Genomic DNA, 26,159 nt, shown 5'->3' on the forward strand with positions numbered 1-26,159 from the left:
CAGCCGCTTTAGGCCTGACTGATTGGGTGAGTGAATGGTGGGGAGCCTGGGGGTTCCATGATAATCCTCTTTCCGAAATGCGAACAAAAGCAGGCCCACCATGTAAAAAACCCCTTGGCATCTGGCATAGGTCCAGACATCAAGGGGTTGGGTACAGCGCTAACTGTGATTCAGCTTACTTGCCTGCTGCGCTCAAGGCCTGTTTCCAGGCGGCGATCACGGTTTCGTATTCAGCGGCAGCTTTCAAGGGATCGATATTGGCCACTTTGATCTGATCCAGGTTGGGCAACTTGGTCAGCTCGGCCACATTGATGTCGCTGCGAGTTGGGCGGCGGAAGTTTTCCACCAATTCAGCCTCTTGCACTTCCTTGGACAGCAATACATCCACCAGCTTGCGAGCTGCTTCTTGGCCGTTCTTGGGGTTCTTGATCACTGCCACGCCTTCAGGGGCAATGAATGTGCCGTCTTCAGGGTAGATCAGTTCAATCCCTTTCTGGCCGCCCGCCACGTAAGCGTAGGCCGCGTATTCCATGGTCACACCCAGCGGGTATTCACCGTTAGCCACGCTTTTGTAGACTTGGCCCGAGCTCTTGGACACGATCACGTTGGCCGCCAGTTTTTTCAGGCCGTCATCGCCGTACAGCTGGTAAATGCCATAGACTTGGTCATAAGCACTGCCCGAAGATGCTGGGTCGCCAATGATGACCTTGCCTTTCCACTGAGGGTCGAACAGATCGGACCAGGTCTTAGGAGCGGCCAGGCCTTTCAGCTGGCGCTCGTTGGCCATGATGACCATGACGTGAGCATTGGAGCTGGTCCACAGGCTGTCTTTGCCATGGAAGGCTTCGGGAATGGCTTTGTTCTCGGGCGATTCGTAGGCTTCAAAGTTCTGCTGGAACGCGGCCATGGTGCCGTAGGCAGCACCCCAGACAACGTCTCCCAGCGGGTTCTGGGCTTCGGCTTCGATACGCTTCATCAAGGCGCCCGCGCCCGAGGTCACCTGTTGAATAGACAGATCAGGGGCTGTCTTGCGGGCGATCTCCAACGCGGTGTCAATGGTTTGTACATTATTGGGGGTGTACATCACGGCATTGGCAGCCTGAGCGGCACTGGACAGAGACAGGGCGCCGACACTGAGAGAGAGTGCCAGACCAGTTTTCAGAAAACGTGTAGTCAGCATAGTGAGCCTTTTTAGATTAGCGGCTGGAAAACAGATCCAGCTTGAGAAAACGGATAGCCAGATAAATCGGCACCAGAATTACGACCATCAAAATAACCCCGTAAGCCGAGGCACGGGCCAAAAAGCCGGCGTCGATCTGACGGAACATCTGGATGGGCATTGTCTCCATACCACCGTAGTACAGCACGATAGTGGCGGAAATCTCGGCCAGCGAAGTCACCCACATCAAGATGGCAGCACCCAAAATGGCAGGCTTCATCAAGGGCAGGACGACCTTGAAGAAACTTTGGAAGGGAGTCACGCCCAGATTGATGGAGGCCTCTTCGATAGAGTCAGGGATGTTGTAGAGCGAGGCTGAGGCCGATCGAATGGAGAAGGGCACTTTGCGCACAAAGTAAGCCCCGGCCATGATCACCCAGGTGCCTGTCAGCACCAGCATGCCGCTGTTGTACGTTTGAATCAGGGCAATACCCAGCACTGTGCCGGAAATGGCCAGGGGCAGCATCACCATATAGTCCAGAGCCGTCACAACGAACAGGCGCTTTTTCACGATCAGGTAACTACATACCGTGGCAAAGCAGGTGCCGGCAATGGTGGCAACACTGGCCAGCATCAAGGAGTTCAGGATGGGCTCAGGCGCGTAACGCAGAGCACGTTCCATATTGTCCAGGGTGAAAGTGCCATATTGCATGACCGGGCCGCTGGCCTTGGTGAACGCACCAATCAGCACAATAAAGGCTGGGATCAGCGAGAAAGTCACGAACAGGACGGCACCTACCGTCAGCAAAATTCCGGTCAGGCCCTGAGCCCGTATGGGACGTGGAGCACGGCCTTGCTGCATCTGGAAAGTCTTGCGTTCCAGCACCCGCTTTTGGATGAACAGCACGGCACCCACCAGAATTACCGACACCACCGCCAGCACACCTTGCATGGTGGGGTTGCCGCTCATCTCGGACAGGAAGGTGGTGTAGGTCAGCGAGGACAAGACATCCACCTGACCGCCCAGAATCATGGGAATGGAGAAGTTGTCTACGGCCAGGGTGAACACAATCATGGCGTTCACCAGCAAGGCGGGCATCAAGACCGGGAAAGTGACTGTCAGCGCGCGCTTGAAGTTGCTGGCACCCAGGTTGACAGCGGCTTCTTCCAGCGTGCCATCAATGGCTTTGAGTGCTGCCAGCATGCCGATATACACATAGGTGTAGTCGTTCAGAATCAGCACGTAGGACATGCCAAACCAGCCGTAAAAGCTGGGCAGGTCAATACCGATGCCTTCCAGAGCCAGACGTACCACGCCGTTATTGCCCAGCAGCATCAGCCAGGCCTGCGAGACGATGATGTCCGGCAGCACGATGGTGGTCAGCGGCAGGATGGCCACAATGGCCTTGCCGGGAAAGTCGTAGCGGGCCACCACATAGGCCAGCGGGGCACCCAGCAGCAGCGTGCCAATGGTGGAAATCATCCCCAGCTTGATGGTGTTGAAAAAAGCTTCAACATAGCGGGGATCACTGAAAAATGTCTCAAAGCCGTGCAGGCTGGGAAGGCCCGTTACCGGGTCAATAATGCTTTGATAGAACAGGGATGCCAGCGGCCAGACGACCCAAAATACCAGCACCGCCAAACAGATCAAAGCGGGCAGGAACCAGGGGGAACGAAGGGCCTGAGGTCTTGCAAGGATACTCATGAGTCTCAGGCCTCGACCAGACGGCTTTCAGGGCTGAAGCTCAGGCTGACCGAACTGCCGGCCGCCAGATGAGGGTCCAGGGCGGCAGCCACATCCGCGATGATTTGTTTGCCATCGCTCAGTTTCAGGCTGTAGGCCGTTTTGGTTCCCAGATACTGGCGCGCCACGACGTGGGCAGGGATGCCACCTGCTTGGGTCTGGGCATGCAAAGTAATGTTTTCAGGGCGAACGGCCAGCAAGACCTGACCGCTTGGGGGCGGGTTGTTCACCATGATGTGGCCGCCTGCGATGCTGACCGTCGTATGGTCGGCTTCAACGTGTACGCCCAGGGTGTCAATCAGGTTGGCTGCGCCAATAAAGTCGGCGGCATAAGCGGTGCGTGGTGTGGAGTACATGGCCTCGGGGGTATCGAGCTGGTCGATACGGCCTTGGCGCAGCAAGGCAATTCGATCCGACATGGACAGGGCTTCTTCCTGGTCATGGGTCACGAAAATGGCCGTGATATTTGATTCTTGCTGCAGTTCGCGAATCACTTGGCGCATTTGAATACGCAGCTTGGCATCCAGGTTGGACAAGGGCTCGTCCATCAGCAGAACACGCGGCTCAATCACCAGGGCGCGAGCCAGTGCCACGCGCTGACGCTGACCGCCGGACAGTTCCGCCGGGTAACGCTCGGCCATCCCGCCCAGTTCAACCCGTTCCAGGATGTAGCTGACTTTTTTCTTGATTTCGCTGCTGCTGACTTTGCGCACTCGCAAGCCATAGGCCACATTGTCAAACACAGTCTTGTCGGGAAACAGGGCGTAGTCCTGGAACACCATGCCGGTCTCGCGCTTGTGGGCGGGCAGGTAGGTGATGTCTTCTTTGTCCAGAAACAGGCGGCCTTCATCGGGGATGATGAAGCCGGCAATCATGCGCAGCAAGGTTGTCTTGCCGCAGCCGCTGGGCCCTAATAAAGTAAAGAACTCGCCATGCCGAATTTGCAGGCTGAGCTCATTGATGATGGTATTGCTGCCGTAGCGTTTAACTACGTGATCGATGTGGATTTCTGCCATGGGGATAGATCAGCCTGGGACTGAATAGTGCAGGTAAACCGCGCATCAAAAGGGGCGGTTGCCTAGGCTTTAAAAGAAGCGTCTTAGCGGCCGTCAGCGACGAAAAAGCCACTGTGGCGTAAGCACGAACACAGATTACAAATTAATGACAAGTTTTATAGGAAGTTGCTATCTTAGCAGCAGGCCAATGCTTGTAGTTTTAATTATCAGGCGTCTAAGCCTCATGTAAAGGCATGGCTGCTCGGTGTTGCGCGATGAAGGCAGGAAGAAAAATCTTGCTGACTAGCATCATATTGCGATAATCGAGTGGTAGTAATGTGTCTTGATTTTTCGTCTAAAGCGGTCTAGTGCGATACAGGTTTTCTTGTGTCAAATAAAGGCCCTTATAGCGAGATCCAAAAAGAATGACAGTTTCTTGCTAGGCGCGAGGGTGGGAGAGGGACATAAAAGGGTAGCTTTCTATCCTGTTTAATCAGGCGTCAGACACGCCTGTGCTTGCGCATCCGAATTTGTAGATGGTGTTCTGGTTTTGTGCGGGTGGCACAAACCAGGCTGGAGTGGTTGTTGGGTTAGATCCGATAGGTGCCGCTAGCGATTACATCTTTAAAGGGCTGGCGCCCTGGTTCGTTGATAGACCCACCCATCCGGGTAATGCACGTCGTCAGAAATCATAGAAGTTAGTTAATTAACTGGAGATTGAGATGCGACTGGGTGTATTCACCCCCCGGAGTACCGGGGAAAAGAGGGTAGCGGCCACGCCCGATACCGTCAGGGCCTATGTGAAGGCGGGCCATGGCGTAGTGATCGAGGCGGGAGCCGGGCAGGGGATTGCCTGCCCGGATGCAGATTACGAAGCCGCCGGGGCAACGATAGGTGATCCTTATCAAGCCACGGTGCTGCTGGTGGTCGGTGCAGCCGATGTAGATCCGGCACGTTTACGTGCCGAGCACGTGATCGTCGGTTTGCTGGACCCCTACGAGAGCGAGGGGCTGGACAGGTTGGCACCCAGCGGCTGCCAGGCCTTTGCCCTGGAGCTGATTCCGCGTACCACGCGGGCGCAAAGCATGGACGTTCTGTCCTCACAAGCCAATATCGCTGGCTACGCGGCCGTCTTGAAAGCCGCCACTTTATATCCCCGATTCTTTCCCATGATGATGACCGCGGCGGGTACCGTCAAAGCGGCGCGTGTCGTGGTGCTGGGCGCAGGGGTAGCGGGTTTGCAGGCCATCGCCACTGCCCGTCGTCTGGGAGCCGTGGTTGAGGCCTCTGATGTGCGTCCTGCTGCACGCGAGCAGATCGAGTCCTTGGGCGGCAAATTCATTGACGTGCCTTATGAGACGGACGAAGAGCGCGAAGCGGCTCAAGGCGTGGGCGGTTACGCCCGGCCTATGCCTGCTTCCTGGCTGCAACGACAAGCTGCTGTAGTGGCGGCGCGTTGTGCGCAGGCCGATGTCATCATCACGACCGCTTTGATTCCGGGGCGGCCTGCTCCGCGTCTGATTGCGGAAGAGGTGGTGCGCTCCATGCGGCCCGGTTCGGTGATTGTGGACTTGGCCGCAGCGCGAGGCGGTAACTGCGCCTTGACCGAAGCGGACCAGATTGTGGAAAAGCATGGCGTCACTTTAGTGGGCGAGACTAATTTCCCCGCTCGTGTGGCAGCCGACGCCTCTGCTTTGTATGCACGCAATATTCAACAGTTCCTGGGCTTGATGCTCAAGGAGCAGTCTGATGAGCTGCATATTCCAGAGGACGACGACATTGTGAATGCCAGCCGTGTTGTACAGGATGGCAAACGACTCTTTCCACAGCAGGGAGCCTGATCTCATGGATATTATTTCTCCCCTGGTCATTAACCTGATCATCTTTGTGCTGGCCATCTACGTGGGGTATCACGTGGTTTGGACGGTGACGCCTGCTTTGCACACTCCGTTGATGGCGGTGACCAATGCGATCTCGGCCATCATTATTGTGGGCGGGATGCTGGCGGCAGCCCTGACTGAAAGCCCTTGGGCGCAGGCGATGGGCATTGTGGCCACCGCGCTGGCCTCCGTTAACGTGTTTGGTGGTTTTCTGGTGACCCGCCGCATGTTGGAAATGTTTAAAAAGAAGGGCGCTAAAAATACGCCCAAGGAAGGGCAGTCATGATTTCCATGAATACCGTTACCTTGTGCTATTTACTGGCCTCGGTGTGTTTTATTCAGGCTTTAAAGGGCTTGTCTCATCCGGCCAGTTCGCGGCGCGGCAATTTGTTCGGCATGGTGGGCATGGCCTTGGCCATTGCGACAACTGCTGTGCTGATCTACAGCTTGGCGCCGGAAGGTAAAGAGCTGTCCGGTTTGCTGCGCGTGCTGATTGGTCTGGTGATTGGCGGCATTTTGGGCACCCTGATGGCCCGCCGTGTCGAAATGACCAAGATGCCGGAGCTGGTCGCTTTCATGCACAGCATGATCGGCCTGGCGGCAGTGGCCATTGCTATTGCAGTGGTGCTGGAGCCGGTGGCTTTTGGCATTGGCTCTGCCGAGTTCGCCCTGCCTATGGGCAACCGGGTGGAACTGGCCCTGGGGGCACTAGTCGGTGCGATTACCTTCTCCGGATCGGTGATTGCATTTGGCAAGCTGTCGGGCAAGTACAAGTTCCGCTTGTTCCAGGGCGCGCCAGTGACTTTTAAAGGTCAGCACATGCTGAACCTCTTGCTGGGTCTGCTGGCCCTTGCCTGCGGTGTGGTCTTTGTGATGACCCAGGCATGGTGGGCCTTTGGTGTGCTGCTGGCCTTGTCCTTCCTCTTGGGCGTGATGCTGATTATCCCGATTGGCGGAGCCGATATGCCTGTTGTGGTGTCCATGCTGAATAGTTATTCGGGCTGGGCAGCGGCCGGTATTGGTTTCTCCCTGAACAACTCCATGCTGATCATCGCCGGTTCGCTGGTGGGTTCCTCGGGGGCGATTCTGTCCTACATCATGTGCAAGGCCATGAACCGCGCCTTCTTTAACGTGATTCTGGGCGGCTTTGGTGCCAATCCGGAAGCGTCGGCAGGCGGGGCTGATCAGGGCAATCGCTCGGTGAAGTCCGGCAGTGCTGAAGATGCCGCTTTCATGATGAGCAATGCGGAGTCCGTTGTGATTGTGCCCGGCTATGGCCTGGCCGTGGCGCGCGCTCAACATGCTCTGAAAGAGTTGTCCGACAAGCTGACCAGCCAGGGCGTGACGGTACGCTATGCCATTCACCCGGTGGCGGGCCGTATGCCAGGGCACATGAACGTGCTGTTGGCGGAGGCTGAAATGCCTTACGAGCAGGTCTTTGAGATGGACGATATCAATAGCGAGTTTGCTCAGACCGATGTGGTGCTGGTTCTGGGGGCTAACGACGTGGTTAACCCGGCCGCTAAAAACGATCCGGCTTCGCCCATTGCGGGCATGCCGATTCTGGAAGCCTACAAGGCCAGAACTGTCATCGTGAACAAGCGCTCGATGGCGGCTGGTTACGCCGGTCTGGATAATGAGCTGTTCTATATGGACAAGACCATGATGGTCTTTGGCGATGCCAAAAAGACGATCGAAGATATGGTCAAAGCCCTGTAAGTTTTAGGGGCTGGAAGTGAAAAAGCGCTCTGCTTCCGTAGGGATCAGAGCGCTTTTCTATGGGGTAGTGAATTTAGAACTTTGGTCCCGAACGCAGTTGCTCGCACATCTTGCCGCGCTGTTCCGGGCTGGCTTTATCCAGGTCTTGGCGACCGCGCTCAAGGCCTTGCTCAAAAGCCTTGTCAAAATCTTCGTCACTCAAACCCATGCTCTGGATGGATACCTTTTGCTGCCTCTTCATCTCTTGCAACTGGGCTTCGCTATGGTCTCCGCACACTTGTGCTGCCGCGTGCATGGCACCGCCCATTTGCGCCAGCTGGCTGGCCGGGCTGCTTTCCTGGGCGTAGCTGCTGGTGCTGGCAAGAAGGAGGGCTGCCAAAGGCAAAAGAAGAGTCGTGCGCTTAAACATAGTCGATCCTGTGGGTTAAGTAAGAAATCCACTCAATTCGGGCTGGCCGATGTACGGCTGGCATGGGCAGCGAGCGTGCTGCTTGGCCGTTTGGCGGAAGTCGCTACTTTACACCGCCTGATTCAGTCTGCCTGCGCTCGCAAGCCCAGGAAAGTGCAAGCATTGTTGTAGGTCACGCAGGAAGGGATTTGTACTGGAGAAAAGCAGGAAGGCGGAGAAGGTGACAGGCAAAGAAAAAGCCCTGATGACGATGTCATCAGGGCTGATCTTTTCAGAGTCTCATCCAGTGGGTGTTACCCCAAGAGTTCTAACTCTGGTCGTTGGTTCCGGTGAAGAAAACAACGTGAATATGGCGCGGCTGGCAAGATTCGAACTCACGACCCCTTGGTTCGTAGCCAAGTACTCTATCCAACTGAGCTACAGCCGCTAAAGAAGTGAAACTATAGCAGACTATTTATGGCAATGACAAGCCTAAAATCGATTTTTCTTAAAATAAATAGAAAATACCTTTGAAAATGCAGGAAAGAGTGGCTGCAAGGGGCTGGCAGGTCTGAAAAGCGCCTGATTACCCTGGCAATCTGTAATGTTTTTAACGCAGGCTGTTTAGGGGCAAATAGATACGTACGCAGAACCGCTCTTGTTGATGTCCAAACTCCAGTCGCCCACCGTGGGCACGTAGCACCTCATCACAAATACTCAGGCCCAAGCCGTAGCCTCCGGTGGAGCGATTGCGAGAGGTTTCCAGGCGGTAGTAGGGCCGCAGGACTTTGGCCTGTTCCTCTTTTGGGATGCCAGGGCCCTCATCGGCGACAGTAATGATGTAGGCATCTGCACTTTGCTCCGCAGAAATATGAACGTGATGCCCGTAGCGCAGGCCATTGGAAATCAAATTTTCCACGCAGCGGCGAAACCGTTGGATCTGAATGTGCAAAATCGCGGGTTCCAAGCTATCCAGCGTGATGTTTTCTCCTACATCCTGACGATTGATGCTGACCGCTGTCAGGAGCGCGGCCACATCCACTTCTACAAACGCTTCGTCGGAGGTCTGAAAACTCATCAGCTCCAAGGTGGAATTGACCAGCTCTTTAAGTTCTTCAACGTCCCGGCTCAGGCTCAAACGCAGTGATTCATCCTGTACGTTCTGCACGCGCAGCTTCAGGCGTGTAATAGGGGTGCGCAAGTCATGGGAGACAGCAGAAAAAAAGTAGGAGCGTTCTTCAATATGCTTTTGCGCACGTTCCACCATGCTGTTGAAGGCCCGGCCCAAGCGCCGGAACTCTTTAGAGCCGCCGAGCTGGATTTTTTCCTGGTTCCTGTTCACATCCATTTCCAGCACGCTTTTCTCCAGTTTCTTGAGTGGCCTGAAAATGAAGTTCAGACACAGAGTCAGCGCGATGACGACCAGCACCAGCCGGAAAAAATAGATGCGTAAAAAGTAGTCGTAGGTGAATTGCAGATTTCCGATAGAGCTCCAGCCCTGGTTTTCCACCACGTGCAGCCGCCAGTGCTGTCCATTGGATAGCGTGAAAACGGCGGAAAAAGACACATCGACCAGGTTCAGCTCGCGGGAAAAGGCATTCAAGAAGGGGAAGCCGCCCACTTTTTCGGCGGGGCGGGCTTTATTGACCGCCAGCAGGTGAAAGTTTTCGTGAGCTCCGGTGCGCTCCTGGATAACCTTCTCAAAAAACGAACCCAAGTCCTCGCCCATATTGGACTGGTAGTCCAGGGGGAAGTCTTGGCTGACCAGAGAGGCGCTGATGCCAGACAGGAGGGAGGGGTCCATCTCCTGGCCGTGTGCCAGTTGGGATTCGGCATACAGGTACCAGTCAGAAAAACGGACTGCTGCGATACGTGCCGGGGTTTCGATCAGGACTTGCCGGCGCATTTGCGACCACATAGTGCCCGTCAGGACCTGGGCGACCAGCAGGCCGATGACCACCACCCAGGTGATTTTGCTGCGCAAACGCTCTGGGTAAAAAAACCAGAAGATACGGCGCAGTGTACTTAGCCACTTGGCCTTGTCTAAAGCCTGCATGGCCTTATTCGGTGTAAAGGGCTTGAGGGTCTATGTACAGGATGTAGCCCTCGTTACGAACCGTGCGTACCAGCTCGGGCTTGGAGCGATCCTTTTCTATGTAGTGACGGATGCGGCTGATGCACACATCAATGGCCCGATCTTCGTATGTCAGGTTGCGGCTAAAGGCGCGTCGCAGCAATAGCGCGCGCGACAGCACTTTATTGGGCGCCTCCAATAAGGCCATCAGGACATGGAAGTCTGAATTTGGCAGGGAAACGGTGACGCCTTGCGGGGAATAGAGCTGGCGTGCATTCAAGTCCAGTTGCCAGCCTAAGAAATGATAGCGGCTGGGTGGGGCATCGACGGCTGGAGTTTCCTGATGCGGTTGCGCCACACTGTGACGCCGAATCACCGCTTTGCAACGTGCCAGCAATTCCCGCGACTCAAAGGGTTTGACCACGTAATCATCTGCCCCCAGTTCCAGGCCGGCGACCTTATCGGCCAGCTCATTGCGGGCGGTCACCATGATGATGGCAGGGGGATTCTCAATGCTTCGCAGTCGCTTGCACAGCTCCAGGCCATCCTCGCCCGGCAGCATCAGGTCAAGCAGCACCAGGGAAATGGGATAGTGCTTGAGCAGTTCAAAGGCTTGTTGGCCGCCTTGTGCAATATGCGTTTGGAAGCCGCCAACGCTCAGTTCCTGAGCGATCAGTTCGGCAAGTTCAACATCATCTTCAACAATGAGTACACGGCGTGGGGGGCTTGCTAATTCAGTCATTACATACCATTACGTAGCGTTTGCGCGGGAACATATGGCGAAACATCGCCTGAAACCATACACGCTAATCTTACGGCAAACAAGAATTGTTCTCATTCCTAGCAAGGAGTAATGTTTTGCCGTTCCCTTTATCTCGCCCTTCACTCAAGCCACTTGCAGCCTTGATTCTTCTGGCTCTGAACGGGCAAGCCGCCTGGGCGCAAGAGGCGCCCGCTTTGCTTAAACCCATTACAGTTAAAGGTCATGAGCAGGCCGAGCCCCAAGACAGCTATCAAAAAATCTATAGCAAAAGCGCTACTGGGCTGCGCATGGAAGAAAAAGATACGCCGCAGGCTATCACCAACATCACACGCCAGCAAATGGAGGATGAAAACATCCAGACTCTGGATGATGCTCTGACTTCGGTATCGGGCATTAGTGCTAATGAGGTAGATATAGGCTCGCGGACCACGTATCGGGCCAGGGGGTTCAACATCAATAACTACAAGATTGATGGTCTGGAATTCAATGGGGAGTCGGGCTTTTCCGGGATTGGCGGCGCCATCAATATGGATCTGTACGAAGATGTCAGCGTGCTGCGCGGCGCTAATGGCTTGCTGGGAGGAACAGGAGATCCCTCCGCCAGTATTTCCTTGTCCCGTAAAAAGGCTTATCGGGAGTTCGGTGTTCAGGGCAAGGTAGAGCTGGGCAGCTGGCGCAAGCGGCGGCTTATGGGGGATATCAATACGCCCTTGACGGAAGGCGGGGATTTGCGGGCGCGTCTGGTCATCAGCGGGGACGACAGCCATACCTTCCGCGACAAGGAAAACCCGAAAACCTTTGGTTTGCTGGCCACCATGACGTATGACTTCTCGCCTGATACCAGCGTGACGGCAGGCTATGAATACGATTACAAAAAGCACAAAGGGACATCCTGGGGTACGAACGTGCCCATCTGGTTCTCGGACGGCAGTCGTGCTGATTTTGACCGCAGCTTTCACCCGGTCAGTGACTGGAGCTACACCCAGCGCAAGAATCACACTTGGTTTGCCAACCTGGAGCAAAATTTGGGTGGGGGCTGGCATGCGGATGCCAATTACAGCTACAGCGACCTGGAAAGCATCAACAGCTTTGGGGTGCTGAAAGCCAATAGTGCAGGCTCAAGATGGGGCTTTTTTGATAAAGAAACCGGGCTGGCATATTTGAACAGCCTGCACTCTGAAAGTGAGGGCACACAGCATGCGTTTTCGGTGAATGTCACCGGACCGTTCCAATTGCTGGGACGTGAGCATGAATTAATTCTGGGCTTTAACGGCCAGCGTTCCGAAGAAACCTCTTATCAGTTCAGTGGTGCCTTGGGGAACTGCAATATTGATGGCCATGTCCCTGCGCGTGGATGTCAGTATCGTCTGGATCTGCCCACCAACTGGCAAACCTGGAGCGGCAATGAGTACGGCGCACCGCAGACGTTCCGCACGGATGCGCGAGGTGTCACCCGGACCACCAATTATGGTCCTTATATTGCGACCCGCCTGGAGCTGGCTGACAAGTTGAAAGTGATCCTGGGTTCGCGCTACAGCTATTACAAGACCTATGCGTATGACTACGACAAGGACAATGTCAAAAGTGCTCGCCGCTCTGAGCTGGACAAGAAAGTATGGACACCTTATGTGGGCCTGACCTATGAGCTCACGCCCAACCATACGCTCTATACCAGCTATACCGACGTGTTCAAACCGCAAAACCAGCGCGATGTGTCGGGCAATATCATCAAACCGATTCGGGGCGCCAGCTACGAGGCCGGGATCAAGAGCAGTTGGTTGGATGATCGCCTGTCCAGCACGGTAGCGGTGTTTCATGCCAAGCAAAGCAACGTAGCCAAAGCGGATGATGATCGCACTGTGTTGGATACGGGCGATCAAGCGTATGTGGCCAATTCAACCGGGATTAAATCGACCGGGGTGGACCTTCAACTTGCTGGCGCGTTGACCAATCGCTGGAATGTCTACGCTGGCTACACCTATATGAATGTGGTGGATTCCAGCCCGAATAGCAGCCCGCGTCAGGACCCGCGTCACAGCTTTCGCGTCAGTACGACATATCGCCCCGATATCTTGGGGGACAAACTGACTTTGGGTAGCAGCATCAGCTATGACAGCTCCACCACGTCTACGCCTATGCCCGGTCGCCCCCTGGCTGGTGGTGGTTTTGATAACAGCCCCATCCGCCAGTCCGGTTATATGCTGGCCCATGTGATGGCACGCTACGACGTGAACAAGAACTTGAGCGTAACGGCCCGCGTGAACAACCTGTTTGATAAGGAATACTATCGGCAGTTCGGTTTCTATAACGGGCTGATCTACGGTGAGCCACGTAACGTCATGGTGAATGTACAGGCACGGTTCTAAATAAGTGCTGAGCCTTTAGAAAAACGGCGCTATGTGTTGGCGCCGTTTTTATTGCCCTGATTCAGCTGGCTTGTATATCTGCCCAAGGGGGCATCTACGGCACTAGGTCTGAGATTAGGGGCTGGCTTGCGTCTGCCTGGCGGCTATCTGTCAGGAGAGGAGAATTTGCCTAGGATGCCAGTCAGGAGCGGTAGAACACAAAAAAGCCACAATGAAAAATCATTGTGGCTTTGTTTGCCAAGACCTAAGTCTTGAAGAAAGCTCTGCGTACAGAACGATCTGGAATATGGCGCGGCTGGCAGGATTCGAACCCACGACCCCTTGGTTCGTAGCCAAGTACTCTATCCAACTGAGCTACAGCCGCTAAAGAAGTAGAAATATAGCACGGGTATTTTTACTTGTCACTCAAATATGCAAGTTTTTTGCCTGAATCTTTGTTTTTTAGGATTTCAGGAAGCCCAAACAGGTAAAACTGGCCTGAAAACAGGGCTTGTGGGGGACTGTTTCGGTGAGTCGTGAGGTTTTTTCTTTCATGTTTTGCAGCGAGGGCGGGGTGGCAGAGGCTGGAAAGTCGAACAGGTACGTCAGATGACTTGCCCCACCGGGAACAAAGTCGCATTATTACGCCATTGTTTTGGAGCCCAATGTAATGGATCTGTCGAAAATTACCTGCACTGAAGATTTCCGCTTGGCAGCTAAGCGCCGCGTGCCCAAGATGTTTTATGACTATGCCGACTCCGGCTCCTGGACGCAGGGCACCTACCACGCCAACGAGCAGGATTTTCACAAGCTGAAATTCAAACAGCGCGTTGCGGTGGATATTGATCACCGCTCCTTGAAAACCACTTTGCTGGGTCAGGAAGTGGCCATGCCTTTGGCTATCTCGCCTACTGGTTTGACCGGCATGCAGCACGCGGATGGTGAAATGCTGGCGGCTCTGGCAGCCCGTGACTTCGGCATTCCCTTTACCTTGTCCACCATGAGCGTGTGCTCGCTAGAGGATGTAGCCCAAGCTACTCGTGCGCCATTTTGGTTTCAGCTCTATGTGATGCGCGATCGTAGCTTTATCGAAAACTTGATTGCGCGTGCCAAAGCGGCGAATTGCTCCGCGCTGGTGCTGACGTTGGATTTGCAGGTCTTGGGTCAACGTCATAAAGACATCAAAAATGGTCTGACAACGCCTCCGCGCCTGACCATCCCGAATATGCTGAATCTGGCCACCAAGCCTTACTGGTGCCGCAATATGCTGCGCACGCATCGTCGCAGTTTTGGCAATATTGTGGGCCATGCCAAAGGGGTGTCGGACCTGCGTTCTTTGTCCACCTGGACGGCCGAGCAGTTTGACCCGACATTGAACTGGAAAGATATTGAGTGGATCAAAAATGCCTGGGGCGGCAAGCTGATTGTCAAAGGCATTATGGATGCCGACGATGCGCGCTACGCCGTTGATAGCGGTGCGGATGCCCTGATTGTGTCCAACCACGGTGGTCGTCAGCTGGATGGCGCGCCATCTTCCATTTCTTGCTTGCCCGCGATCAGCAAGGCGGTGGGTGACCGCATTGAAGTGATGGTCGACGGCGGTATCCGCAGCGGTCAGGATGTATTGCGTGCGCGAGCCTTGGGCGCGCAAGGTGCCATGATTGGCCGCGCTTTCTTGTACGCGCTGGGAACAGCAGGGCAGGCGGGTGTGGCTCGTTTGCTGAAATTAATGGCCAATGAACTGGATGTGTCCATGGCTTTTTGCGGTCGTACCGATATCAATCAGGTAGACCGCTCTATTTTGTTGAACGCCGATATTTTTGATCGCCCTGGTTATTGAAGACCGGTGTGCAAGGGCCCTGGCTGGACGGGTAAGTGACCGCGTCCATGGGGCCCATTCAAATCCAGAACCGGGCCTGCCGGCACAATACCGCTGGGGTTCAGGTGGCGGTGGCTGCAGTAGTAGTGAGTCTTGATGTGCTCAAGATTCACCGTCCCGGCCACGCCCGGCATTTGGTACAGCTCCAGCATGTAGTTCCACAGATTGGGGTAGTCAATCAAGCGGCGCAGATTGCATTTGAAATGGCCTACATACACCGGATCAAAGCGAATCAAGGTCGTAAACAGACGCCAGTCGGCTTCTGTCAGCCTTGTCCCCGTCAGGTAGCGCTGCCGGGACAAGCGTGCCTCCAGCCCATCCAGACTTTCAAACAAGGCATGAACGGCCTGCTCATACGCTGACTGGGAACCGGCAAACCCTGCTTTATAGACACCATTATTGACGCTGTCATACACATGCTCGTTGATCTGGTCGATTTGTGCCAACAAGTCGGCAGGCGCCATATCCAGCGTGGTCGCCCCCAAGGTATCAAAGGCCGTATTGAAGATGCGCATGATCTCGGCCGATTCGTTATTGATAATCGTGCCGCGTTGCTTGTCCCACAAAACAGGAACGGTAATCCGGCCCGTGAAGGCAGGATCGGCCTTGGCATAAAGTTGATGCAGGAACTGGGCATCCATGATCGGGTCAGCTACCACGCCGTCGGCTGGCTCAAAGGTCCAGCCTTGATCGCCCATGATCGGGTTCACGACTGACACCGATATCAACTTTTGCAGCCCTTTGAGTTCCCGCATGATCAAGGTGCGATGCGCCCACGGGCAGGCCAAGGAAACATAAAGGTGATAGCGATTGGCCTGAGCAGGCTGTGCTGCCTGGCCTTGCGGACCGGGGCCGCCATCGGCGGTGATCCAGTCCCGAAAGGAGGACTGGGCACGTTGAAACGTATCGGACGCTGTACTGCTGACAGGCTCTTTGCTATGCCATTGTCCATCTATCATCATGCCCATGTATCTGTACTCCTTTAGCGGCGTTTAGCCTTTTAGCTTGATTGCGATCTCGGCGATGTGACGGCCTTGGTAGCGGGCCCCTTCCAGCTCGTTTTCGCTGGGCTGACGCGAACCATCACCTGCGGCAATGGTAGAGGCGCCATAAGGGCTGCCGCCAGTCACTTCATTGACCAGCGTCTGGCCGGCAAAGCTGTAGGGCAAGCCCACAACAATCATGCCAAAGTGCATCAGATTATGAATGATGGACAGCAGCGTCAGCTCCTGCCCGCCATGTTGGGTGGCGGTAGAGGTAAACGCACCTCCTACCTTGCCGTTGAGTGCGCCGCGCGCCCACAGGCCACCGGCTTGATCCAGGAAACTGGCCATTTGCGAGCTGATGCGCCCAAACCGGGTGCCTGTGCCCACAATAATGGCGTCGTAATTTTCCAGGTCTGCAATGGTGGCGACAGGGGCCGCCTGATCCATCTTGAAGTTCGCTTTCTGGGCCACCGCTTCCGGGACCAACTCGGGGACACGTTTGATGTCTACCGTAGCGCCAGCGCCTTTCGCGCCTTCAGCCACCGCTTGAGCCATTTTTTCAATGTGCCCATAGGCGGAATAATAGAGAACCAGGACTTTTGCCATTTGAACTTCTCCAGAAATGCGATCAACAAGGAATCGGACGGGGCAGTCGCCCCAGGACCTTGCCTGGGGCGGGCCTGCTATGACGATCATAGTCGGGCCAAGCCTGCTGTGACAAACTGCCTGGGGATTTGTTTTGTGTCAGATTCTGTCTTGCTGTGCTGGCTGGATCAGCCCGGCAGCAGGGCGTAGGTGGTGGTGGCGTGGGCTGCCAGACGGCCTTGCTCGTCGTGCAGCTTGATGTCACCAAACACCATGCTTTTGCCGCGCTTTAATACTTGGGCATGTACTAGTACATCGCCTTGGCTGACCGGGCGCACAAAGCTGGTATTGAGCGAAACCGTGGTCATGGGGCGAAACTCGCCCAGGCTCTGGCTGACGGCCAGCACCATGGCCGTATCGGCGGCCGCCATATAGACCTGCCCGCACACGACGCCGGCCACATGGGTCAGCTGATCGGAAAAAGGCAGGCGCAAGACGACGCCGTCTTGCTCGATACGTTCCACGCGCAGCTTCAGGGATTGGACCCAGGGCGCAAAAAGCGTGTCGAGCAAGTGTTGAGATTGTTCTTGAGTCATTGTTTTATCAGCCGCAGTACACCGAGGTAATCCGGTTCTGTTCATCCACACGGATGTTCAGGCGGCTAGGGTCGTAGTCGGTGGTGTACATGCGATCTGGAGCCAGAACGCGGGCTTGCGCAGCGCCTGCCTGCTTCACCAGACGCTCTACCTGGCGCTGGTCTGCCGTCTGTCCGGCCGGTTTCAAAGAGTCCGCATTGCACAGGCCGCCCGTGGAATCGCTGAATGAAGAAGTCGAGCCCGTTTGAGCGCTATTACCTGTGGCGGTGCACGCGGCCAGCAAAACGGCGGGAAGTACGCTAAGTAGTACAGAAAGTCGCATGGGGGTTGTCCTTAAAAACAGCTGGAAAGCATTCAGCTTGAAGGATCAATAATACCTGTTCTAAGCAGGTCGTTTAAGGCCTTTGGCCGCACCTTTTGTAGCTGCTTTACTGCCTTTTGCCGACACCTCCGAGTGCTGGTCGATGGCATAGCGCAAAGGGGCCTTGGCCCAGCTGCCGGCATAGTCCACGCCAATGCGCGGGCCGATCTGGATTTGCTCCAGGGGTAGGGCGGGCGCATCCAGCACATGTAGAGAGTGGCCGCAGGCATCCAGCCCGTTGTATCCCTTGTCGATCTCAAGCCCCCGGCACAGGCGCCCCGGCCCTGATAGCGAAGGCCCATCCAGCGGAGATAGCCACTGAGCCGCTCGCAGCAACACGGCCGTACCGTCGCCCTCCACCCCGCTGACAATATTCATGCAGTGGTGCAGACCGTAGATCAGATAGATGTAGGCGTAGCCTGCCGGACCAAACATCAAGCGAGTGCGTTCGGTGATGCCGCGGCGGCTGTGAGCGGCCTGATCCTGCGGACCCAGATAGGCTTCTGTTTCAACAATAGTGGCGCAGCGCTGGCCACGTTCGTCATTCAAGACCAAGGTTTTGCCTAACAACTCCAGGGCCACGTAGCGCGGATCGCGGGCAAAGAATGCCCTGGGCAGAACAAGAGCGGGCTCAGTCATGCGCGGGCACGTTGTCCAGCGCCTGTAGCCAGGCTTGTTGGTACTGCTCGGGCAGGAAGGAAGAACGCAGGCTGTTGGCGGCCAATATGCGCAAGTGCGAGGCCGTGAGGTCCAGCGCTTGGGCGGTCTGCATATAGTTATCCAGCAGGTAGCCGCCAAAATAGGCTGGGTCGTCCGAGTTGATGCACACGTTCAGGCCACGATCCAGCAAGTTTTTCAGGTTGTGATCATCTAGGCTGTCAAAGACCTTGAGCTTGATATTGGACAGGGGACAGACCGTCAGCGGAATGGAATGGTCGATCAGGTACTGCATCAAGGCTGGGTCGTCTTCGCTGCGTACCCCGTGGTCTATGCGCTCCACTTTCAGAAGTTGCAACGCGTCGCGCACATAGCTGGCGGGGCCTTCTTCGCCTGCATGGGCCACCAAGCGGAAACCCAGTTCCCGGCAGCGGGCATACACAGCCTGAAATTTTTCTGGTGGATTGCCCAGTTCAGACGAATCCAGGCCAATCGCAATCCACAGATCCGCATAGCGTTCCCGCAAGGGCAGGGCGGCATCCAGCGTAGCAAAAGCCTCGGCTTCGCTAAGGTGGCGCAGAAAACTCATGATCAGATAGCTGCTGATTCCCAGCTCCGCTTTGGCTTGGCGGGCAGCACCGGCGATGCCCGCAAAAACGGTTTCTATGCTGACACCACGCGCCGTATGGGTCTGGGGGTCGAACATGATTTCGGTATGGACAATGCCATCGGCCTTGGCGCGCAGAAAATAGGCCCAGGTCATGTCAAAGAAATCCTGCTCGGTAATCAGTACTCCGGCCCCGGCGTAGTACAGGTCCAGAAAGGATTGCAGGTTGTCGAACTGATAGGCCGCGTGCAGGCTGGCCTGATCTGGGTAGGGCAGGGTGATTTGATTGCGCTGAGCCAGCTTGAAGATCAGCTCCGGCTCCAACGTGCCTTCTATATGCACATGCAGTTCGGCCTTGGGCAGTTGGCGAGTAAATTCGCGTAAAGACAAAGCGGAATCAGACACGGGGCGCTCCTGTTAGGCAGAATATGCGCCCCATTATACGGAGGCCTGTGCCTTGGGTCAGGCGTCCTTGCCACGCAAGGCTGCAATCGCCAACAACAGCCAGGCCACAATCATGGCGACGCCGCCAATAGGGGTGATCGCACCCAGCCATTTCACCCCGCTCAGGACCAGAATATACAAGCTGCCGCTAAAGATCAGCACGCCGATCAGCATCAGAATGGCGCTGCGCGATTGCCAGGCAGGATGCAGTTGAGTGCTCAGTGCCGCAATCAACAGCAAACCCAAGCCATGCAGCAGTTGATAAAGCACGGCGGTGTGCCAGACAGCCAGGGCGGAGGCATCGACCATTGCGCGCAGCGCGTGGGCACCAAAGGCACCCAGGCCAACGCCCAGGGCAAGAATCAGTGCGCCTAGGCACAGGATGGAACGTGATTTCATGTCTTTCCTTGCAGGTCGCTGCGGTAGCAGCGCGGAGATGGGCCAGTGCTATTATCAAACAAAAAAATCCGCTTTGTCTGCAAGGAGACAGCATGGAAGAAACTGGCCCGGTCGCCCCTGATGCTCAAGATGTTGTGGTGGCCGCGTATCGCTATCGTTCTGGTCAGGCTGCCCAGTCACTGGATATCCACCACCTGCCCGAACACGACCCTGTGCGGGACGGCTTCATCTGGATTGGTCTGAAAGACCCCAATGAAGCCACGCTGCGCGAGGTCGGCACCCAGTTGGGCCTGCCCGACAATGCGGTCGAAGAGCTGATTGCGCCGCACCGACGCCCCAAGCTGATGGAATTTAGCAATTGCCTGATTGTGGTGGCGGTAACCTTGGGTTTGAAAGACCTGCGCCCCATTTTTGGCACCACACAGATTCTGATTGCCCACGGTTTGTTATTGACCGTGCGTCGTGGTTCCAACAGCAGTTATTTACAGTTGCGCGCTCGTCTGGAAAGCACACCGGCCTTGCTGGATCGCGGCAGCGACTTCGTCGCTTCCGAATTGCTGGATTTGATTGTGGATCAGTATCAGGCTTGTCTGGAACAAACGGAAAAAGCCGTTGAAGCCATCGAGCAGCAGTTTCTGATTCGTGGCTTTAAGGAAAACGATGTGCGGCGCATCTACCGTTTGCGCCGTGATCTGCTGCGTGTCTACAACGTGATCTCGCCCTTGGCAGAGCTTACCCGTCGCCTGTCGCGTATTGAGCTTGCTTACGTGGACGCGGAAAGCCGGGCTTATTTCGGGGAAGTGTCAGACCGGATTGCCCGCACCTCCGAGTTCGTGAATAGCTTGCGGCAAGCGCTGGCCTTTGCCTTTGAGGGGGGGCTGATGATAGGGCAGATGCAGCAGACCGATACCACTCGCAAGCTGGCTGCCTGGGCCGCTATTTTGGCAGTGCCCACGGCAGTGGCAGGTATTTACGGCATGAACTTCAAATACATGCCTGAACTGGAATGGACGCTGGGTTACCCCTTGGCCGTGGGCCTGATGGGTAGCGTTTGCGGATTTTTGTACTGGAAGTTCAAAAAGGCCAAATGGCTCTAGCCTGACACGGGTAGCCAGCAGGCCGGTATCAAGGAGGCAAAATGGGTCTGGAGCAGCAGTTACAGAATCAGGTGCCGGATTTGATCGATGATGATCTGTTTGGCGACGATTCGGCTTTACAGCTTTGGCAGAGCAAGCTGGCCTCTGCAGCCGCTAAGGCGAGTCTGGCTGATTACGGCCGGCAATTGGGCTCGGCTTATTGGCGCGAACAGGGGGCTTTAGCTAATCGTCAGCCGCCGCAATGGCGTGGGTGGTCTGCCCAAGGGCAGCGCGTTGACCAAGTGGACTTTCATCCTTCCTGGCATCACTTGATGCAATTAGGCATGGAGCAAGGCTTGCATGTCTGGCCTTCGCAGGCCCAGCCGGGCCAGCATCTGGAACGGGCAATGGGCTTTTATATGCACGGTCAGATTGAAGCGGGAACCCTATGCCCCTTGACCATGACCCGTGCGGCCACTCCTTTGCTGCAAACCGAGAAGTTTCAAGACTGGGCGCAGCGGCTGGAGCAAAAACAATACGACCCTTCCAGCCAGATCATCAGCGAAAAACGCAGCCTGTTGTTGGGCATGGGTATGACGGAAATGCAAGGGGGCTCCGATCTGCGTGGTAGCACCACAGAAGCACGAACGGATGGCGATACCTCCCGTCTCTACGGCCATAAATGGTTTTTTTCGGTTCCCCAGGCGGACGGGCATTTAGTGCTGGCACGCGAACACGAACAGTTTTCCTGTTTTTTGATGCCACGCTATACCGAATACGGTCTGAATCGTCGCTATATACGCAGGCTCAAGGACAAGCTGGGTAACCGTTCCAATGCCAGTGCCGAAATTGATTTTGAAGCGGCACAGGCCTGGCGCGTAGGTCAGCCTGGTCGTGGCATTGCCCTGTTGGCGGGCATGGCCGCTCGTACTCGAATCGACTGCGTATTGGGCAGCGCTGCTTTGATGCGGCAGGCTTTGGTGCAGTCTTTGCACTACTGTCGTCACCGACACTGCTTTGGCAAGCTGCTGATTGATCAGCCTTTGATGCAGGCTGTGCTGCTGGATATGGCGCTGGAAAGCGAAGCAGCCACGCATCTGGCTTTGTTCCTGGTGGACTTGCAGGAGCGTGGTGATGATGCTCAAGCGCAGGCTGTCTTGCGTGTTCTGGCTCCCGCCGCCAAGTTCTGGGTGTGCCGCCGCGCGATTGCGCTCTGTGCCGAAGCCATGGAAACCTGGGGTGGCAATGGCTATATAGAAGATGGCCCTATGCCGCGCCTGCTGCGCGAAGCTCCGGTCAACTCCATTTGGGAAGGCTCGGGCAATGTAATGTGCCTGGATGTGCAACGAGCTTTGGGTCAGGAAGGGGTATTCGATGCTTTGCAAGCGGACTTACGGGCGCGCTGTGAAGGTGATGCGCCACTGAGCCGTGCCGCGCAGGATTTACTGGATACCGTGTCTGTCGCCGGGGGGCGTGTCTGGACACAAAAACTGGCCGTGCTGTATCAGGCCTGCTTGATGCGCCAATTGGCTCCGGATGCTGTGGCGGACTTGTTTATGACTCAGCGTGTGCAGAAGGAGCCGGCGGCCGTCTTTGGGCTGGAAGGCGTGGAGCAAGCAGACTTGCATTTGCAGCGAGCCTGGCCGCGTCAGTAGTTGTGTTGAGCCAGGGCTGGCTACTAGGGACATTGCTCTGGACAGGCGTTGCGCAGTATCTATAATTTGTTAGCCTCGTTTTCGCCATCCGTCTGGAGTGTTGTTCGCATCATGACTGTGTTTCCCCTGTCCGGCCTTTCCTCTTTGACGCGGCGCGCTGCCGTTTGTGCAGGCTTTACTGCTTTTCTGGCCGCTTGGGCCTTGCCCGTTCAAGCGCAGAACTTTGAGCTGACAGGTCGCGTGGTCCGGGTAGCCGACGGCGACACCCTGACTATCCTGTCCAGCAATAGAAAGCAGGAACGGGTTCGTCTGGCCAGCATTGATGCCCCGGAAACCACCAAGGATAGACAGCGTCCCGGTCAGCCCTTTGCGGTGGCATCGCGGCAGTTCTTGTCCGATCTGGTGGCTGGCAAGCAGATGACACTGTCCTGCTACGAGCGGGATCGTCATGGGCGTGCGGTATGTGATGTGCCTTTGGATGATGGCGAAACCGCCAATCAGAAATTGGTTCAGGCAGGCATGGCCATGGCTAACCGTGAAAAGCGGGGGCGCTTTTTACGCGACCCCCGTATCGATCAACTGGAGCGTGAAGCTCGAGAGGCCCGTGTCGGTATCTGGTCCGAGCCTGATCCCGTGCCGCCTTGGCAGTGGCGTTACCACTGCTGGCAGAAAGGGAAATGTTGATCGCCTTGCGGCGGATCGGGCTGGTTCTGATATGTACCGCATTGGCCGCTTGCTCCAAGCCCGTTAACAGCCCTTATCACGAGCAAAGCGCGGCGGAAAACACGCTCTACAGCGCGTTTACGACTCGTTCGCCCAATCATCTGGACCCGGCTTTGTCGTATTCCGGTGACGAGACACCGTTTACCTATTCGATTTATGAGCCTTTGTATGGCTACCACTACCTGGACCGGCCCTACCGCTTGATTCCCAAAGTGGCGACGGAGCTGGTTGAGCCCGTGTATCTGGATGAGCAAGGTAATCGCTTGCCCGCGGATGTGGCGGGCGATCAGGTAGCAATCAGCCGTTACGACATTCCCATCAAGAAAGGCATTACCTTTCAGCCGCATCCTGCTTTTGCCTTGGACGAGCAGGGCGACTATCGCTACTTCCCCATGCGGGCGCCGGATCTGCACGATGCGTTCAGCATCGGCGACTTTGCCCATACTGGCACGCGGGAACTGACGGCGCAGGACTACGTTTACGCGTTCAAGCGTCTGGCCAGTCCCCGGCTTGCCTCCCCCGTCTTGGGTGTGATGGCCGAGCATATCCGTGGATTCAAAGCCTTTAGCGAAGAGCTGGCTCAGGCCGACAAGCAAGAGCCCCGCCCCCAATGGCTGGATCTGCGCTCCTATAGCTTGCCGGGTGTACGGGCTTTGGATAAGCACACGCTGCGTATTGAGGTGAATGGCAAATATCCGCAGTTTAAATACTGGCTGGCGATGACGTTTACAGCGCCCATGCCTTGGGAGGCCGAGCGTTTCTACAGCCAGCCGCGCATGGCTCAACATAATTTGACGCTGGATAGCTGGCCAGTGGGCACCGGGCCCTTCATGTTGACCGAATCCTTGGTCAACCGACGCCATGTGCTGAGCCGCAATCCCAACTATCGGGGCGAGCTTTACCCCTGCGTTGGAGAGCCTGGCGATCAGGAGGCAGGCCTGCTGGAAGATTGCGGCGAACCCATGCCTTTCCTGGACAAGGTGGTGTTCTCGCTGGAGAAAGAGGGCGTGCCCTTGATGGGCAAGTTTCTGCAAGGCTATTACGACATCCCGCAAATCGAACGCGGGGAATATGGCGTAGCCATGACGGTGGCAGCACAGGACTCGGTAGACAAAGCTAATCTGTATGAGGAACGTGGCTTGCAATTGCGTACCGCCCCTGAAGCGCAGTTGTTTTACATGGGCTTTAACTGGCATGACCCGGTCGTGGGCAAAGGCGAGACGCCAGAGCAGGCAGAACAAAACCGCAAGCTGCGTTTGGCGATCAGCATTGTGTTTGACTGGGAACAGTACGTCTCCATCTTCATGAACGACCAAGGGCAGGCGGGGCATGGCCCCTTACCGCCCGGCGTGCCGGGTTACCAGGCCTTGCCCCAGGGGGCTAATCCCTATGTCTATACCAAAGACAATGGCGTGGTGAAACGGCGCAGTCTGGATGAAGCCCGAGACTTGCTACGGCAGGCTGGCTACCCCGAGGGGCGCGACAGCCGCACCGGTAAACCCTTGATTCTGTATTACGACTCCATGATGGGCATGGGCTCTGATGCCACCGTGGACTGGATGCGGCGGCAACTGGCGCAGGTGGGCTTGCAACTGGAAGTGCGTGCCTCGGACTACAACCGCTTTCAGGACAAGATGAAACGCGGCGTGGCCCAGATGTTTATCTGGGGCTGGGTGGCGGACTATCCCGACGCAGAAAACTTCTTCACCCTGCTGTACGGCCCGCAAGCCAAGAAAGACTTTGGTGGGGAAAATGCCGCTAATTATCAAAGCGCAGAATTTGATCGCCTGTACGAGCAAATGCGCTTTTTGAACGATGGCCCCGACAAAGAAGCTGTCGTCCAGAAAATGGTCCGTTTGGTGCAGCATGATGCACCCTGGATGTTTGGCTATGTCCCCAATGCCGGTGGCGCCTACCAAAGCTGGGTGCGCAATGCCAAACCTTCGATGATGGTGCGCGACAGCATCCAGTATTACCGTATTGAGCCCCAGCAGCGGGTAGAGCGAACAGATCGTTGGAATCGGCCGGTCTGGTGGCCAGCCATTCCCGTGGCTCTGGTCTTGCTTGCTTTGTTGTGGCTCGTGCGCAGGCAAGCGCAGGCGCGTCGCCGCCGTGTTGCGCTGCACAAGGAGAAAGACTGATGTTTTCCTATATGCTGCGGCGCATTCTGTATGGCGTGCTGATTCTGATCGGGGTCAATGTGCTGACCTTCGTCCTGTTTTTTGCCGTCAATACACCGGACGATATGGCGCGTCTGTCCATCGGTGGTCAGCGTGTCAGCCAAACTGCCATTGAAAATTGGAAGGCCGAGCGTGGTTATAACAAGCCCTTGTTTTATAACTCCGAGGCACAAGGCTCTCAGGCTCTGACCAATACTATTTTCTACGAGCGTTCAGTTCCTTTATTGCGCCTGGATTTTGGCTTGTCGGACCAGGGGCAGGATATTTCCTATCAGATCAAGCAGCGCATGGGGCCTAGTCTGGCCCTGGCTTTGCCCACCTTCTTTTTGGGTCTGTGGGTTTGCATCAGTTTTGCTTTATTGATGGTGTTCTTCCGTAATACCCGGCTGGATTTTTCGGCGGTGGTCTTGTGTGTGGTGCTGATGTCGATTTCAGGCCTGTTCTACATCATTGCCGGACAGTGGCTGTTTGCGCGTGTGCTGCGCTGGGTGCCGTTCTCGGGCTGGGTGGAAGGCATGGATAACTGGCGCTTTTTGATTTTGCCAGTGCTGGTGGGGATTTTGTCGCGCGTTGGGGCCGAGTCACGGTTTTACCGCAGCCTGTTTTTGGAAGAGGCCAGTCGCGATTATGTGCGTACGGCTCGCTCTAAAGGCCTGACCGAATCCAGCGTGCTGTTTCGACATGTGCTGCCTAATGCCCTGTTGCCCATCTTGACGGGGACTGTGTCTGCTTTGCCCTTGCTGTTTATGGGCAGTCTGATTTCCGAGTCTTTTTTTGGTATTCCGGGTTTGGGCAGCTTCACTATTGATGCCATCAACGCCCAGGATTTTTCCATTGTGCGCGCTATGGTGTTTCTGGGATCGCTCTTGTATATCGTCGGTTTGATTCTGGCGGATATTTCCTACACCCTGGTTGATCCTCGCATTCGTTTCAGTTGAGCCTGC

23 protein-coding genes and 2 tRNA genes are annotated in these 26,159 nt (G+C 55.8%); 10 read left to right on the plus strand and 15 right to left on the minus strand.

Annotation, left to right across the window (positions count from 1 at the left end; translation table 11 throughout):
• Window positions 1–175 precede the first annotated feature (175 nt).
• Genes AC1RSM_RS12230 through AC1RSM_RS12240 form a run of 3 tightly spaced genes read right to left on the minus strand, consistent with a single transcriptional unit; the run spans window position 176 to window position 3,919 of the window.
• The gene (locus tag AC1RSM_RS12230) at window positions 176–1,180 is read right to left on the minus strand and encodes an extracellular solute-binding protein (protein WP_492932815.1); all 1,005 of its coding nucleotides are present in this window, start codon (window positions 1,178–1,180) and stop codon (window positions 176–178) included.
• A gap of 16 nt (window positions 1,181–1,196) precedes the next feature.
• The gene (locus tag AC1RSM_RS12235; protein ID WP_492932816.1) at window positions 1,197–2,864 is read right to left on the minus strand and encodes an ABC transporter permease; all 1,668 of its coding nucleotides are present in this window, start codon (window positions 2,862–2,864) and stop codon (window positions 1,197–1,199) included.
• A gap of 5 nt (window positions 2,865–2,869) precedes the next feature.
• Window positions 2,870–3,919 carry an ABC transporter ATP-binding protein gene (locus AC1RSM_RS12240; protein WP_492932817.1) on the minus strand — a complete coding sequence of 350 codons (1,050 nt, stop codon included), beginning with the start codon at window positions 3,917–3,919 and terminating at the stop codon, window positions 2,870–2,872.
• A gap of 701 nt (window positions 3,920–4,620) precedes the next feature.
• Between AC1RSM_RS12240 and AC1RSM_RS12245 the strand changes: the two genes are divergently transcribed.
• From AC1RSM_RS12245 to AC1RSM_RS12255, 3 genes are read left to right on the plus strand one after another with little or no spacing between them, the layout of a single operon-like run.
• Window positions 4,621–5,739, plus strand: a complete 1,119-nt coding sequence (locus AC1RSM_RS12245; protein ID WP_492932818.1) for an NAD(P) transhydrogenase subunit alpha — start codon at window positions 4,621–4,623, stop codon at window positions 5,737–5,739.
• 4 nt (window positions 5,740–5,743) lie between these two features.
• Complete coding sequence (locus tag AC1RSM_RS12250; RefSeq protein WP_492932819.1) at window positions 5,744–6,064, plus strand: NAD(P) transhydrogenase subunit alpha part 2; 321 nt, start codon at window positions 5,744–5,746, stop codon at window positions 6,062–6,064.
• Window positions 6,061–7,497, plus strand: coding sequence for an NAD(P)(+) transhydrogenase (Re/Si-specific) subunit beta (locus AC1RSM_RS12255; protein ID WP_492932820.1), 1,437 nt, complete (start codon window positions 6,061–6,063; stop codon window positions 7,495–7,497). The genes AC1RSM_RS12250 and AC1RSM_RS12255 overlap by 4 nt, the downstream gene beginning before the upstream one ends.
• A 73-nt stretch (window positions 7,498–7,570) precedes the next feature.
• Here AC1RSM_RS12255 and AC1RSM_RS12260 read toward each other — a convergent pair whose 3' ends face one another.
• The 4 genes from AC1RSM_RS12260 to AC1RSM_RS12275 all read right to left on the minus strand — a co-directional run bounded on the left by AC1RSM_RS12260 (window position 7,571) and on the right by AC1RSM_RS12275 (window position 10,701).
• On the minus strand, window positions 7,571–7,906 hold the full coding sequence (locus tag AC1RSM_RS12260) for a hypothetical protein (RefSeq protein WP_492932821.1): 336 nt from the start codon (window positions 7,904–7,906) through the stop codon (window positions 7,571–7,573).
• Window positions 7,907–8,256: 350 nt separating this feature from the next.
• Window positions 8,257–8,333 (minus strand) — tRNA-Arg (locus AC1RSM_RS12265).
• A 162-nt stretch (window positions 8,334–8,495) separates the two neighbouring features.
• Complete coding sequence (locus AC1RSM_RS12270; RefSeq protein ID WP_492932822.1) at window positions 8,496–9,941, minus strand: sensor histidine kinase; 1,446 nt, start codon at window positions 9,939–9,941, stop codon at window positions 8,496–8,498.
• A 4-nt stretch (window positions 9,942–9,945) separates the two neighbouring features.
• Complete coding sequence (locus tag AC1RSM_RS12275) at window positions 9,946–10,701, minus strand: response regulator transcription factor (protein WP_492932823.1); 756 nt, start codon at window positions 10,699–10,701, stop codon at window positions 9,946–9,948.
• A 116-nt stretch (window positions 10,702–10,817) separates the two neighbouring features.
• Here AC1RSM_RS12275 and AC1RSM_RS12280 point away from each other — a divergent pair, with 116 nt between their 5' ends.
• Complete coding sequence (locus AC1RSM_RS12280) at window positions 10,818–13,088, plus strand: TonB-dependent siderophore receptor (RefSeq protein ID WP_492932824.1); 2,271 nt, start codon at window positions 10,818–10,820, stop codon at window positions 13,086–13,088.
• Between the two features lie 287 nt (window positions 13,089–13,375).
• Here the strand turns inward: AC1RSM_RS12280 and AC1RSM_RS12285 are convergent.
• Window positions 13,376–13,452 (minus strand) — tRNA-Arg (locus tag AC1RSM_RS12285).
• A gap of 285 nt (window positions 13,453–13,737) precedes the next feature.
• On the opposite strand from AC1RSM_RS12285, the gene AC1RSM_RS12290 reads away from it, so the two are divergent.
• Window positions 13,738–14,907, plus strand: coding sequence for an alpha-hydroxy acid oxidase (locus AC1RSM_RS12290; protein ID WP_492932825.1), 1,170 nt, complete (start codon window positions 13,738–13,740; stop codon window positions 14,905–14,907).
• On the opposite strand, the gene AC1RSM_RS12295 is transcribed toward AC1RSM_RS12290, so the two are convergent.
• From AC1RSM_RS12295 to AC1RSM_RS12325, 7 genes are all read right to left on the minus strand, one after another.
• Window positions 14,901–15,914, minus strand: a complete 1,014-nt coding sequence (locus AC1RSM_RS12295) for a glutathione S-transferase family protein (RefSeq protein ID WP_492932826.1) — start codon at window positions 15,912–15,914, stop codon at window positions 14,901–14,903. The two genes, AC1RSM_RS12290 and AC1RSM_RS12295, sit on opposite strands and share 7 nt — an antisense overlap.
• 24 nt (window positions 15,915–15,938) lie before the next feature.
• Entirely contained in the window at window positions 15,939–16,538 is a 600-nt protein-coding gene (gene wrbA / locus AC1RSM_RS12300; protein WP_492932827.1) for an NAD(P)H:quinone oxidoreductase, read from the minus strand.
• 167 nt (window positions 16,539–16,705) lie between these two features.
• Window positions 16,706–17,113 carry a PaaI family thioesterase gene (locus AC1RSM_RS12305; RefSeq protein ID WP_492932828.1) on the minus strand — a complete coding sequence of 136 codons (408 nt, stop codon included), beginning with the start codon at window positions 17,111–17,113 and terminating at the stop codon, window positions 16,706–16,708.
• 7 nt (window positions 17,114–17,120) lie between these two features.
• Window positions 17,121–17,435 carry an I78 family peptidase inhibitor gene (locus AC1RSM_RS12310; protein WP_492932829.1) on the minus strand — a complete coding sequence of 105 codons (315 nt, stop codon included), beginning with the start codon at window positions 17,433–17,435 and terminating at the stop codon, window positions 17,121–17,123.
• Window positions 17,436–17,495: 60 nt separating this feature from the next.
• Window positions 17,496–18,113: a DNA-3-methyladenine glycosylase gene (locus AC1RSM_RS12315; protein WP_492932830.1), complete on the minus strand. Its 618-nt coding sequence runs from the start codon at window positions 18,111–18,113 to the stop codon at window positions 17,496–17,498.
• Window positions 18,106–19,143, minus strand: a complete 1,038-nt coding sequence (locus AC1RSM_RS12320; protein WP_492932831.1) for an adenosine deaminase — start codon at window positions 19,141–19,143, stop codon at window positions 18,106–18,108. Before AC1RSM_RS12320 ends, AC1RSM_RS12315 begins: the two co-directional genes overlap by 8 nt.
• A 57-nt stretch (window positions 19,144–19,200) precedes the next feature.
• Entirely contained in the window at window positions 19,201–19,581 is a 381-nt protein-coding gene (locus tag AC1RSM_RS12325) for a DUF423 domain-containing protein (protein ID WP_492932832.1), read from the minus strand.
• A 92-nt stretch (window positions 19,582–19,673) separates the two neighbouring features.
• Between AC1RSM_RS12325 and AC1RSM_RS12330 the strand changes: the two genes are divergently transcribed.
• The 5 genes from AC1RSM_RS12330 (at window position 19,674) to AC1RSM_RS12350 (ending at window position 26,153) form a co-directional block, all read left to right on the plus strand.
• Window positions 19,674–20,678, plus strand: coding sequence for a magnesium and cobalt transport protein CorA (locus AC1RSM_RS12330; RefSeq protein WP_492932833.1), 1,005 nt, complete (start codon window positions 19,674–19,676; stop codon window positions 20,676–20,678).
• 41 nt (window positions 20,679–20,719) lie between these two features.
• Window positions 20,720–22,312: an acyl-CoA dehydrogenase family protein gene (locus tag AC1RSM_RS12335; RefSeq protein WP_492932834.1), complete on the plus strand. Its 1,593-nt coding sequence runs from the start codon at window positions 20,720–20,722 to the stop codon at window positions 22,310–22,312.
• A 111-nt stretch (window positions 22,313–22,423) separates the two neighbouring features.
• Window positions 22,424–22,996, plus strand: coding sequence for a thermonuclease family protein (locus tag AC1RSM_RS12340; protein ID WP_492932835.1), 573 nt, complete (start codon window positions 22,424–22,426; stop codon window positions 22,994–22,996).
• Window positions 22,990–25,176 carry an ABC transporter substrate-binding protein gene (locus AC1RSM_RS12345; RefSeq protein ID WP_492932836.1) on the plus strand — a complete coding sequence of 729 codons (2,187 nt, stop codon included), beginning with the start codon at window positions 22,990–22,992 and terminating at the stop codon, window positions 25,174–25,176. Before AC1RSM_RS12340 ends, AC1RSM_RS12345 begins: the two co-directional genes overlap by 7 nt.
• Window positions 25,176–26,153 (plus strand): ABC transporter permease, encoded by a 978-nt coding sequence (locus AC1RSM_RS12350; RefSeq protein ID WP_492932837.1) that lies wholly within the window; start codon window positions 25,176–25,178, stop codon window positions 26,151–26,153. Before AC1RSM_RS12345 ends, AC1RSM_RS12350 begins: the two co-directional genes overlap by 1 nt.
• Window positions 26,154–26,159: the final 6 nt, after the last annotated feature.

It is taken from the genome of Alcaligenes sp. GW821-FHT11D07, from assembly GCF_058808495.1.